Annotated in this window: 11 protein-coding genes, 1 pseudogene and 1 riboswitch; of the genes and pseudogenes, 11 read left to right on the top strand and 1 reads right to left on the bottom strand. The window is 57.4% G+C overall.

Annotated elements, in window-relative coordinates; genetic code table 11:
• The first annotated feature begins 1 nt into the window (after position 1).
• Complete coding sequence (locus tag GZH47_RS03500) at positions 2-478, top strand: YlbF/YmcA family competence regulator (RefSeq protein WP_162638580.1); 477 nt, start codon at positions 2-4, stop codon at positions 476-478.
• 110 nt (positions 479-588) lie between these two features.
• On the opposite strand, the gene GZH47_RS03495 is transcribed toward GZH47_RS03500, so the two are convergent.
• On the bottom strand, positions 589-1,806 hold the full coding sequence (locus GZH47_RS03495; protein WP_225446353.1) for an MFS transporter: 1,218 nt from the start codon (positions 1,804-1,806) through the stop codon (positions 589-591).
• Between the two features lie 177 nt (positions 1,807-1,983).
• Between GZH47_RS03495 and lepB the strand changes: the two genes are divergently transcribed.
• The 10 genes and pseudogenes from lepB to cobU all read left to right on the top strand — a co-directional run bounded on the left by lepB (position 1,984) and on the right by cobU (position 12,146).
• Positions 1,984-2,508, top strand: a complete 525-nt coding sequence (gene lepB / locus GZH47_RS03490) for a signal peptidase I (RefSeq protein ID WP_162638578.1) — start codon at positions 1,984-1,986, stop codon at positions 2,506-2,508.
• A gap of 4 nt (positions 2,509-2,512) precedes the next feature.
• On the top strand, positions 2,513-3,538 hold the full coding sequence (locus GZH47_RS03485) for a DUF4184 family protein (RefSeq protein ID WP_162638576.1): 1,026 nt from the start codon (positions 2,513-2,515) through the stop codon (positions 3,536-3,538).
• Positions 3,539-3,591: 53 nt separating this feature from the next.
• Positions 3,592-3,855: pseudogene (locus tag GZH47_RS03480) on the top strand (heavy metal-binding domain-containing protein); the annotation flags it as partial.
• A gap of 141 nt (positions 3,856-3,996) precedes the next feature.
• Positions 3,997-4,305 carry a rhodanese-like domain-containing protein gene (locus GZH47_RS03475; RefSeq protein WP_162638572.1) on the top strand — a complete coding sequence of 103 codons (309 nt, stop codon included), beginning with the start codon at positions 3,997-3,999 and terminating at the stop codon, positions 4,303-4,305.
• Positions 4,306-4,591: 286 nt separating this feature from the next.
• Entirely contained in the window at positions 4,592-6,802 is a 2,211-nt protein-coding gene (locus GZH47_RS03470; protein WP_162638570.1) for a heavy metal translocating P-type ATPase, read from the top strand.
• Positions 6,803-7,059: 257 nt separating this feature from the next.
• Positions 7,060-7,283: riboswitch (cobalamin riboswitch) on the top strand.
• Between the two features lie 205 nt (positions 7,284-7,488).
• A complete protein-coding gene (locus GZH47_RS03465) occupies positions 7,489-8,541 on the top strand; it encodes an ABC transporter substrate-binding protein (RefSeq protein WP_162638568.1) in 1,053 nt (350 codons plus the stop codon).
• Between the two features lies 1 nt (position 8,542).
• Entirely contained in the window at positions 8,543-9,583 is a 1,041-nt protein-coding gene (locus GZH47_RS03460; RefSeq protein ID WP_162638566.1) for a FecCD family ABC transporter permease, read from the top strand.
• The gene (locus GZH47_RS03455) at positions 9,580-10,386 is read left to right on the top strand and encodes an ABC transporter ATP-binding protein (RefSeq protein WP_162638564.1); all 807 of its coding nucleotides are present in this window, start codon (positions 9,580-9,582) and stop codon (positions 10,384-10,386) included. Before GZH47_RS03460 ends, GZH47_RS03455 begins: the two co-directional genes overlap by 4 nt.
• 49 nt (positions 10,387-10,435) lie before the next feature.
• Positions 10,436-11,491: a nicotinate-nucleotide--dimethylbenzimidazole phosphoribosyltransferase gene (gene cobT / locus GZH47_RS03450; RefSeq protein ID WP_162638561.1), complete on the top strand. Its 1,056-nt coding sequence runs from the start codon at positions 10,436-10,438 to the stop codon at positions 11,489-11,491.
• A gap of 58 nt (positions 11,492-11,549) precedes the next feature.
• Positions 11,550-12,146, top strand: a complete 597-nt coding sequence (cobU, locus tag GZH47_RS03445; protein WP_162638559.1) for a bifunctional adenosylcobinamide kinase/adenosylcobinamide-phosphate guanylyltransferase — start codon at positions 11,550-11,552, stop codon at positions 12,144-12,146.
• The last annotated feature ends 1 nt before the right edge of the window (position 12,147 follow it).

Genomic DNA, 12,147 nt, shown 5'->3' with positions numbered 1-12,147 from the left:
GATGGCAAACGAACAAACGACGAAAAATGAGCATGATCACGATAAAGGCGCGAGCTGCGGCGTGCCGAAATTCAATACGGAGGACATCATCGTTCGCGCGGACATCATGGCGAAAACGAAAGAACTTGCGAGCATGATCTTCACGTCCGAGGAAGTACAGCAGTTCCAACGCGCGGAGAAGCAAATCCAAGGCAATGAACGCATTCAAGGCCTGATCGCCCAAATCAAGAAAAAGCAGAAGGAAATCGTCGCGTTCGAGACGACGTTCAAGAACGCCGACATGGCGGCCAAGATCGAGAAGGAAATCGAAGTGCTGCAAGACGAGCTGGACGGCATTCCGATCATTACGGAATTTCAGCAAAGCCAAGCGGACATCAACTACTTGCTGCAAACGATCGTTTCCGTCATTCGGGACACGGTCGCCGATAAAATTACCATCGAGGATGCACAGGTAGAAGAGCCGGAAGAGTGCATGTAAGACGAGACAAGAAAAACACCTGCCGGTTCGAACGCGCGTTCGCAACTGGCAGGTGTTTTCTATGTTAAGGCTTTTATATTAAGGCTTTGTTGAGTCTAAATTGAGACTGGTTAAGCGGCAGACGCTGCTGAACGGCTGCTGCTGCGTTTCCATACGAGCGTCAGCAGCAGCGCGGTCAGGGCGAATGCGCCGCCGAGGACGAAGCCGTAGTCTCTTCCGAACATATCGTTGATGAAGCCGGCCAGGAACGGACCGGCGAACATGCCGATGGAATAGATCGCTTGGTAGAAACCCATGGCCGTCGCCCGTTTCGATGACTCGAACGGCTGGATGGCAAGACCCAGCAAGATCGGCAGATGCATGCCCTGCGCGAAGCCGTTCAGCACTTGCGTGACGGCGAGCACGCCCAGGTTCGGAGCGAAAGCGATTGCGACCGTGAAGATGCCGCTGAGCAAATAAGCGGTACCGATGACGTTCCATGTCCCGAACCTCGGCACGAGCCAGCGGCCGGTAAGGAGCGAAGCGAGTCCGTGCGGCACCATGAACGCGATGACGATGAGCGTGAGCTGACCGTCCGATGCGCCGAGCGATGTCGCCTTGAGCGGCGTAAAGCCGAACATCGTGATAAACAGGACGCAATGGGCGAGGATGGACAGCGTCGACACTTGCCGCAGGGACGGCGTTCGGACGACTTCCCTGAGATGGCTCAGCGAAATCGGCGAGCGCGTGACGCCTTCCTTCGGTTCCTTGACGGCGAACGCGAGTACTAATCCGAATATGCCTAGTATAACGCCTGCCATAAATGCTGCGTTCCAGCCGTACGTATCGGCGAGCCATCCGCTTAAGACCATGCCGATCAGCTGGCCGGAGACGGTCATGAAGCTGATATTGCTCATCGCTTTCGTCGCATCGGAAGAGGCGAAATAAGCGGCGTACAGCACGGTGAATGCGACCCATGCGGAGGCGCAGACGCCGGACATCATGCGTCCGGCAAGCGGCCACAGCCAGGAGCCGGGAATCATGAAGAGGAGACAGCTGAGCATGCCTGTGATCATGCCGAGCATCAGGAACGGTTTTCGCTTATGCAGCTTATCTGACAGCAAGCCGAGCGGAAACCGCACGAGCATTTGAACGAATCCATAGCTGCCGAGGACGATGCCGATCAGGACATCGGCGTAGCCGCCGCTTTTCATAAATGGAGATAAGATCGGTACATAGACATAGAGCGTAGACCAGTAAAGCAGCGTAACGACGACGAACAGGATATGGTCCGACCGGGTCGTTTGAATCAAAGGTGCCTGATCGCGGGCTTTCTCTACAGCGGACAAAGGAACCGTCACTCCTTCGGGAATTGGGATGTGAGCTTTCTAAATGTATAATAGGTAAATAGGAAGAGCAATCCTTTTTAGGCAATCTATTTCTGAAGAAGAAACTTATCGTCCGGAAAATTCGTATTAAAAAGCATGGCGATTGGGACAGGCGAACTTGGAAGGGAGTCAGAAGCAATGAAGAAACGATGGGTTCGAGAATTGCGGGACTGGTGCGTCACGCTGGGCATTGCGATTACGGCGGCGCTCCTGATTCAGAATTATGCGTTTGCGCAAACCGAGGTCAAGAACATTTCGATGCAAAAAACGCTCGTAGACGGGCAGCGGCTTATCGAAGATAAACTCAGCTATCATTTTGAATCGCCTCACCGGGGGGATATCGTTATCATCAGCGGACCCGAAAGCGACAAGCGGCTTATTAAGCGGGTAATCGGTATGCCAGGCGATATGATCGATTTCACGGACGACGGCCATGTGCTTGTGAACAATAGCGTCATCGATGAGCCTTACGTAAAAGGGCTGACCTATTCCAACGGCATGAAGGTTCCGTTCAAGGTACCCGAGAAATCCGTGTTCGTGATGGGCGATAACCGCGAGAACAGCCAAGACAGCCGGATGCTTGGGCCGATCGCGCTGTCCAGTCTTGAAGGAAGGGCCGTATTCCGGCTGTGGCCGTTAAGCAAGTTCGGTCAGTTGGACTAATCCGATGCCGTTTACATTTTCTCATCCGCTGTTTTCGGTGCCGTTGAAGCGCATTGCGCCAAGATGGCTAAGCGTGACCGGTCTCGTGCTCGGCAGCATGATTCCGGATATGGAATACTTCATGGCCATGGAATCTTATCGGACGATCGGCCACTCGCTGCGCGGGTATCTGCTGCAAGGCGTGCCGCTCAGCATAGCGTTCGCCATTGCGTTTCATGGCATCGTCAAGCCGGTGCTGCCGAAGTTTATGCCGTCGACCGGCGGGTTGGACCGGTTCGCGAAGTACATGACGTCGGAAGAGTGGCGTCTGAATTCCGTGCGTACGTGGACGATTTTCCTTGTTTCGTTGTTTGTCGGATATTGGACGCATATGTTCATGGACGCATGGACGCACGCGTCGGGCTTGTACGTCGGATGGTTCGGGTTTCTGGAGGGCAATTACGGCGGCGAGCACCTCTATCAGCTGCTGCAGTACTTGTTCTCTCTGATCGGCGTCGGCGTGCCTGGCTTGATGCTATTGCACCGGTATAAGAAATGGTACGAGCTGGAGAGGAGAAAACGGCAGCCCGCAATGTCTTCTCTCGGTACGAAGAGCCTGTTATGGATGATGGCGGTTGTCTTCGGACTCTTGTTGTTTATAGGGAAAATGATGCTGTCGGTGGACAGCGCCAACTTGGTTAGCGCATTAATCGTGGCGCCGCTGTCTTCTGCGATTTTCGGAATTTTCGTCTCGTCGCTGTTCTATCAGGCAGCGAGGACGCGCAAATTAAAGTGGGCGCTGACCACTGTGGTTTTGATGCTGGTCGTGCTTGTCTTGTTTAGAGGCGGAGAGACCGTATGGACGCCTGAACTGGCGCTGGATCCGCATACATTGAAGATGAAGCCGCCCCAAGGAACGTTTCAGCCGTTATGGAACTTCAATTTATGGTGCTGGTCGGCTGTCATTCTGCTCGGCTGCTGGCTGGTTGCAGGCCGCGGAGGGAAGACGCGAACGAGGACGACGAACAGAGGCCGAACGCCATCGGCTTAATGCATCGTTATGAATGAGGTTCAGTATCTGCCGATCCTGCATAAGCCGGACGTTATCTTGGCGTAGTGACGGGCGAAGCGATTATGGGTGCGAACATCATGCGTGACTTATTCGCCTCCATCACCGATATTGTCGGGAGCCGATCGGGCGCCTACGAGACGAAATTGAAGGAAGCGCGCGACGTGGCGTTCAACGAGATGTCCAGCCATGCATCGCGTCTGGGCGCGAACGCGATCGTCGGCATCGATATCGATTACGAGGTCGTCCGCGAAGGCATGCTGATGGTAGCGGTAAGCGGAACAGCGGTACGCATCTAAAACCATGCGAATAACAGAGCAGCATCTGCGCGATCGCAGATGCTGTTTGCTTATCCGGGCGGCTGGACATGACGGGTTGCCGGAAGGTAAAATGCTAGGTAGATCGATATGAATAAGCTTTCGAAGGAGCGGTAACGGGAAATGGGAGAAATTACGGCAAGCGAATTGGAAACCCGGCTTCGGGAGGGCGAGAAGCTCAGCGTCATCGACGTTCGGGAACCGGATGAATGGGAGTCCGGCCATATCAAAGAAGCGGTCAGCATCCCGCTGTCCGTGTTTATTGAACGTCTAGGCGAACTCAACGACTTCGAAGAGCCGCTCTATATGGTGTGCAGAAGCGGTAACCGCAGCGGCAAAGCTTGCGATTACTTGGCGGCGCAAGGCTATGAGGTCATTAACGTACTTGGCGGCATGCTCAGCTGGCCGGGAGAAGTTAAGACGGGCGAATAACAAGCGGCAAGCTCGTAAGGCAAGGCGGCACCTTCGTATTTCGATGCGAAGGTGCTTTTTTTATATCATGCGGCATGCATCAGCGCCATATACTGGAGAGTAGGACAGCTTGGGGCTGTCTGCAGTCAGGCGATACCGGCCATGCTCATGCAGGCCGGACAGGGCAATCATGCTCACTCCGGTTAACAAGGAGCAAACCTGCTTGCGCAAGACATGGGGTCAAGCATGGACAGGCAGGACACAGGGTCAAGCTTGGTCGGGCAGTGAAAAGTAAAGGAGGGCGGCTATGCAGCCTCCAGTCGAGGAAGAAGTGCTGGATTTACGCATTCACGGCATGAGCTGTACGGCTTGCGCAACGCGGATCGAGCGTGCCGTCGGCAAGCTTGCCGGCGTCTCCGGCGTGTCGGTGCATTACGCGGCGAAGTCCGCTTATATTACGTATGCCTCCGGAACGGTTTCGCCGGCGGGGATTATCGAACGGATCGGACAAATCGGGTTCCAGGCGTTCCCGTACGGGCGCGAAGGAGAAGGCGGTTCGGAGATCGACTCGCTAAAACTCCGGGTGTTCGCCGGATGTTTGCTGACGCTGCCCTTGCTCTGGACGATGGCGCATCATTATTCCGCATTGCGGGGCATACCCGTTCCGGCTTTCATCGAGGAGCCGGTGCTGCAGCTGCTGCTGGCGTCGATCGTGCAATTTTTTATCGGGATGCCGTTTTATTTCGGCGCGTATTATGCGCTGCGGGAACGGACGGCGAATATGGACGTGCTGGTGGCGATCGGCACGACCGCTGCTTACGTATACAGCTATGCGGCCATGTTGGCCGGGGGAGCGCTATATTTCGAGACGTCGGCCGTCGTTATTACGGCCGTGCTGATCGGCAAGCTGCTGGAAGCGACGGCTTCGGAGCGGGTCATGAAGGAAGGCGACGGCTTCGCCTCGCTGCAGGCGAAAGAAGCGATTGTCGTGCGCGGCGGAATTACGGAACGGATTCCGCTTGACCGGCTGCGGGTAGGCGATCAGCTTCTGGTCGAAGCGAATGAACATTTGCCCGCGGACGGGCTTGTGATCGAAGGGGAATCGACGCTGGACGAGTCGTTTCTGACCGGCGAGAGCGGGCTTGTGAAGCGGGCGGCCGGAGATCGCGTATTCGCCGGCACCACCGTCAGGGGGCAGGCGCTGCGGCTGCAGGTGCTCGCGACGGGACGCAATACGATGCTCAGCCGGATTGCAGCCATCACGCGTCAGGCGCAGGCGACCAAATCGTCCATCGGGCGCCGAGTCGACCGGCTGGCAGCCGTATTCGTTCCGGTTATGATGCTGCTCTCCCTGGGAACGCTCTTGCTGTGGCTGCTCTTGCTCAATCCGGGCGATTGGAAGACCGCATCCATCCACGCGCTCGCCGTGCTGCTCGCCGCTTGTCCTTGCGCCCTCGGGCTGGCTGCGCCGATCTCGCTCGTGCTGGCGACGGGCAAGCTCGCAAGGCGCGGCATCGTATTGAAAGAAGCAAGCGCACTGGAAAGGCTGGCGCAGCTGGATCTGATCGTTCTGGATAAGACGGGCACGTTGACGGAAGGCAAGCCGGCCGTAACAGGCGTTTCTGCGCTGAACGGCGCGCCGAATACGCTGCTCCGCTTGGCGGCTGCCGCGGAGGAGCGGTCGCAGCATCCGTTCGCGGATGCAATCCGGGAATCGGCCCGGCGCGCGGGGCTCGTGCTGCCGGCTTCGTCCGCGCATGTCGCCTATCCCGGCAAAGGGATCGAGGCGATCGTCGAAGGGAAATCAATCGTGGTAGGCAACGCCGCGCTTGCAGCCGAACGGTCATGGTCGATCCACCGGGCGCTTCACGGATTCGCGGAACCGAAGGAGAAGTCGGGTGAAACGGTCGTTTATGTGTTCGTCGACGGCGTGAATACCGGCGCCTTCGCATTGTCCGATTCTGTTAAACGCACGTCGAGGGAAGCGGTAGAAGGGCTGGTCGACGAAGGCGTCCACGTGCTGCTGGCAACGGGCGATCATCCGTCCGCCGCGGCCAAGGCTGCGGCATTGGCCGGCATTGACGACGTACATGCCTCCTTGCTTCCGGAGCATAAAGCGGCACTGATTCGCAAGCTGCAGGGGGATGGGCATGTGGTCGCGATGGCCGGGGACGGCTGGAACGACGCGCCCGCTCTGGCAGCGGCGGATATCGGCATCGCCATGGGCGGCGGCACGGAGGCCGCGCTGGACGCGGGCGATATGACGCTGCTCCGGTCACGGTTGACGGGAATCTCCGAAGCGCTGCTGATCAGTCGATTGACGGTGCGCAACATCCGCCAAAACCTCGGTTTTGCCTTTCTGTACAATGCCGTTATTATTCCGTTCGCGGCGATCGGCGGCATCGAGCCGTGGATGGCGGGAACGGCGATGGCGCTTAGTTCCGTATCGGTGGTCGGCAATGCGCTTCGGTTGAACGGGCAGATGAGGCGCAAGCTGGATCGGCGGCTATTGACCTAGGCGGGTACGTACGGCTTCCCGCTTGCTTGCGGGCGACGGCTAGAACGGCTGCCGCAGCAAACAAAGCGGTTCGGCTGCGTGCGGCGCGGGTTTCTCTGAGGCGGGTCAATGGAATACCTCCAAATGCTTAGTGGGCGGCTCGGAATTGCGATAGGTCATTCTTATGTGCCATACCCCGGCCATTAGACCTCTTTTTCCCATGCGCTTTTATAGACATCCCATACCGAGGGTGGTATAGTTTACACGGAATAGCAAATTGCATAGCTGTTGTTACAGGTGCTGAAATCGCGAACGATGCGAGTGTAAGCTTAAAAGGGAAGACCGGTGTGAAACCGGCACGGACCCGCCACTGTAAGGAGTGCCGCGGCTGCTTGATCGGCCCAGGCAAAGCATCAGGATGAAGTCACTGGACGCACGAAGTCCGGGAAGACCCTGATGTCTCGCTCCAAGTCAGGAAACCTGCCTGTAATGCGTAACGCTACCTACGAGGACTTAGGGAGGTGTTAGAAATATGGCAATGACACGGATTCGTACGCGAAATCCGTCGCTGCGCAGGCGCGGCGTTCATTGGCAGCCGTTCATGGGGACGCGAGCATTTCTGACACTTTAGTCGGAAATGCTTTTTTTTGTTGCCAATCAAGTAGCAGGTTGGGAGAAAGGAAATCAGCGATATGGGAGAGAGAACTATGAATGGGAAATGGAAACTAGCTTCAATCCGTAAAGTCGGCTTCATCTTAATAACGGCAGCGATTGTGCTGGCGACAGCAGCTTGCGGAACGAAAGAGACGAACGACAGCGGAGCGGCGAACAATGCGCCGTCCTCGAATACAGCGAATAAGCCGGAAGATGCTGCTGCCAACGGCGGCAATCAGGCGGCAGCGAACGCCGGCGATGCGGGAACCGCGGCGCAAGCCACCGTATATCCGCTTACGGTGAAGGACGTTACGAACACCGAGCTGACGTTCAGCGCGGCGCCGCAGCGGATCATCACGTTGGTGCCGAGCGAGACGGAAATCGTGTATGCGCTGGGCGCGGGCGATAAAATCGCGGGTGTCGACAACTATTCCAATTATCCGAAAGAAGCGGCGGATAAGCCGAAAATCGGGGACATGAACGCGGATATCGAGAAAATCGTCTCGTTAAAACCGGATCTCGTTCTGGCATCCTACACGATGAGTCAAGCCGTGGTCGACAAGCTGCGTTCGTTGAAGCTGCCGGTCTATGCAACGGATCCGAAGACATACGACGCCGTAATCGAGAAAGTGAAGCAAATCGGCGCGATTCTCGACAAGCCGAAGGAAGCGGCTGCAGTAGCCAATCATATGGAGCAAGTGCGCACGCAGGTGACGGATGCGGTCAAGGATGCGCCGAAGCCGAATGTCTACTTGGAATTCGCGCCGGGCTGGACAGTCGGCAAGGGAGAGTTCCTGGATGAGATCATTACGCTGGCAGGCGGAACGAATATCGCAACCGAACCGAATTGGTACGAAATCGATCCCGAGGTTGTCGTGAAGGCGAATCCCGACGCGATCATCTACGCGTCGATGACCGTCAAAGAAGGCGAGAAAAATCCGATTCTCACGGCAATCGAAACGCGTCCGGGCTGGAATGTCATTAATGCCATTAAAGATAAAAAAGTGTTTGAAGTCGACCAGGATCCGTTAACGCGCGTAGGTCCGCGCCTCGCCGACGGTCTGCTGGAAGTGGCGAAGAAGCTGCATCCGGATCTGTTCAAGTAAGATGCGAGCGAAATTAGTCCTGTATGGAGGAGCAGCGATGCTTCTCTTACTCGCATCTATCGTCGTCAGTCTCTCGATCGGCTCGTCCGGCCTGCCGCTGAGAGACGTTTGGGGGATCCTCCTTCATCAGCTGCCTTGGATGCCCGACGCAAGTACCAAATGGGATGCCGGAGACATCGCGATCGTGACGCAGCTGAGACTGTCGCGTGTCGTTCTCGGCGTGCTGATCGGCGCTTGTCTTGCTTTGGCAGGAGCCGGATTCCAGGGCGTGCTTCGCAATCCGCTTGCCGACCCGTTCACGCTCGGCGTCGCTTCGGGCTGCTCCGTGGGCGCTGCGTTCATGATCGTCTTCGGCCTTCAATCGGCAATCGGCCTGTGGTCGGTCCCGCTGGTTGCGTTCGGAACCGGGATGGTAACGCTGTTGATCGTGTTCGGGCTCTCGCGGGCAAGAGGATCGATGAACGTGGAAACGCTGATTTTGTCGGGCGTCATCGTGCAGGCTTTCCTGGGGGCGCTCGTTTCCTTCATGGTGACGCTGTCGCAAAGCGTCGTTAACGAAGCGATGTTTTGGCTGATGGGCAGCCTCAGCGGGCGGAGCTGGGAGCACGTGAAGCTGATCGCGCCGTTCCTGATCGTCGGACTGCCCGTTATGATTCGCTATTCACAGCATTTGAATTTGTTCACATTCGGCGAGCGTCATGCGGCGCATCTCGGCGTTAACGTCGAGCGCACGAAACTAATCGTCCTGCTTACTTCCACGTTATTGACGGCAGTTGCCGTTTCCGTCGCAGGCGTCGTCGGTTTCGTCGGACTGGTCGTGCCGCATCTGATTCGTCTGCTCGTCGGACCGGATTATCGCATCATCGTTCCGCTATCCGCGATCGGAGGCGGCTTCTATCTGGTTTGGGCGGACACGCTCGCGAGAACGGCGCTTAGTCCCAAAGAAGTCTCGCTTGGCATCGTGACGGCGTTGATCGGTGCTCCTTTCTTCGCGTATTTGCTTTATCGGCGCAAGGTGCAGCAGGGAGGCAGCGCATCATGATCGAGGCGAAATCGGCAGCGATGGCCATTGCGGGCCGGAAGATACTTAATGATATTAATCTCTTGTTCGAGAAAGGCGCGATGTACGGCATTATCGGACCGAACGGCGTCGGCAAATCGACGCTGCTGCGGCTGCTGTCGGGCACGGAGAAACCTTCGTCGGGCGAGATACTGCTCGATGGCCGGCCGGCTGCGGTCTACAAGCGCAAGGAGCTGGCCAAGAAAGTCGCCGTGCTGCAGCAGGGCGGTTTGCCCCCGGTCGGATTTACGGTGCGCGAAGCCGTTCGCATGGGGCGGTTCCCCTATCAAAATTGGCTTGGCGAAGAATCGTTCGAAGGCGAAGAGATCGTCGAGCGGGTGCTGGAGGATATGGGTTTGCTCGAGCTGCAGGATCGCCGGATCGACGGACTGAGCGGCGGCGAGCGTCAACGCGTCGCGCTCGCGAAGGTGATGGCGCAGGAGCCCGAGCTGCTGCTGCTGGATGAACCAACCACGTATTTGGACATCGGTTACCAGCTGCAATTGCTGGATACGGTGAAGCGCTGGCAGAAGGAACGGCGATTGACCGTCGTGGCCGTGCTGCATGATCTGAACTTGGCAGCGCATTACTGCGATCGGCTGTTAGTGCTCCATGAAGGCATCGTCGACGCGTTCGGGTCGCCGCTTGAAGTCGTCACGCCCGAGCTGATCCGCCGCGTGTTCGGGGCGAGCGCCATCGTGCTCCCGCATCCCGAAACAGGCGTACCGCAGCTGCTGTTGCGACCGGATGCCGCGCCAATGGCAGACAGAGATCTATATAGTTGAAGTGGGAAGTCGAAAGTTGATAGTCGAATGTTGAAAGGAAGAGATAGGAATGAACGAATTAAAATTAACGACATTAATCAATGAAATCGAAGACTTGAACGCAGCGGCTATGGCAGATGCCTTGCAGCATTTAAACAATTTGACGAAGCCGCCCGGCAGTCTTGGCCGCTTGGAGGACATCGCTATTCGGGCCGCCGGCATTTCTGGGGAAATCGCGGCGGATTTCTCGAAGCGTGCCGTCATCGTTATGGCCGGCGACCACGGCGTTTGCGAAGAGGGAATCAGTGCTTTCCCGGCTGAAGTGACGCCGCAGATGGTGCTGAATTTCTTGGCCGGAGGCGCAGCCGTCAACGTGCTTGCCCGCGGTGCGCAGGCGGATGTATTCTGCGTCGATATGGGCGTCAATGCCGATTTGAAACATGAAGCGCTCATCAGCTGCAAAACCCGCAAAGGAACGGCGAACATGACGCGCGAAGCGGCCATGACCCGGGAAGAGGCGGTCGCAGCCATACTAAGCGGGTTCGAGCTCGTGTCCCGGTTAGCCGCGGAAGGTTATCGGATGTTCGCAACGGGCGATATGGGCATCGGCAATACGACGGCGAGCGCAGCGCTATGCACCGTGCTCGGGGGAATGACGGCGGACGAGGCGGTCGGTCTCGGGACGGGCATTAATGAGGAACGACGGCTGCATAAGATCGAGGTCGTCAAACGGGCGATTGCCTGCAACCGACCGGATGCCTTCGATCCGATCGCCGCGCTTGCCAAAGTCGGCGGACTTGAAATCGCCGGGCTGGCCGGCGTCATCCTCGGGGCAGCGGCGAACCGTTGTCTCGTCGTTGTCGATGGCTTCATCTCTTCGGCAGCTGCTCTGGCAGCGACTGCGATCGCGCCGAAAGCGGCCGCATTCATGATCGGCTCGCATCTTTCTCAAGAGCAAGGTCACGCCATGCTGCTGCGGAAGCTCGGGCTGTCGCCGATGATCCAGCTCGACATGCGTCTTGGCGAAGGAACGGGAGCGGTGCTGGCCTTCCATTTTGTCGATGCGGCCCTCAACGTCATGCGGGAAATGGCAACATTCGAGAGTGCCGGCGTTTCGCGGGAGTAATCGTCAGGAGAGGTAAATCAAGGCTCGGCGTGAAGCCTTATTGAAACGAGGGGGAAACATGGCGATTTTCATTACGGGCGGTGCCAGGAGCGGCAAGAGCGGGTTTGCCGAGGCCTATGCGATGAAGCTCGCGAAGCAGGGGATTTATATTGCAACGTCTCAGATCTGGGACGACGAGATGAAGGAACGAACCGCCCATCATCGGGCGACCAGGGAGCAGTCCGGCTATGGTTGGCGGACGATCGAAGAACCATTGGCGCTGGCGGAGCTGTTGGAACGGCTGGAAGCCGAACATCGTGAAGACGCGGAACGGCCTGCCGTCCTCGTCGATTGCCTCACGTTATGGCTGACGAACTGGCTGCTCCGCGCGGACTACGATACAGAGAGCGGCCAAGACGCGAATCGGTATGACGAATTGCATGCAGAAGCGGATAAGCTGATCGCCGCCGTTGCGGATTATACGGGTCCGCTGCTGCTCGTCACGAACGAGGTCGGGAGCGGCATCGTGCCCGCATACCCGTTAGGCCGGCGTTTCCGCGATGAAGCGGGACGGCTGAATCGCAAATTGGCTGCCGTCTGCGCCGAAGCGTACCTTGTCGTAGCAGGCATGCCGCTGGATCTGAAGAAACATGCGTTTGCGTTCGGGGAGGACTGAA

Source organism: Paenibacillus rhizovicinus (genome assembly GCF_010365285.1).
Lineage (GTDB): Bacteria > Bacillota > Bacilli > Paenibacillales > Paenibacillaceae > Paenibacillus_Z > Paenibacillus_Z rhizovicinus.
This window is presented reverse-complemented; position numbering and strand designations above follow the sequence as displayed.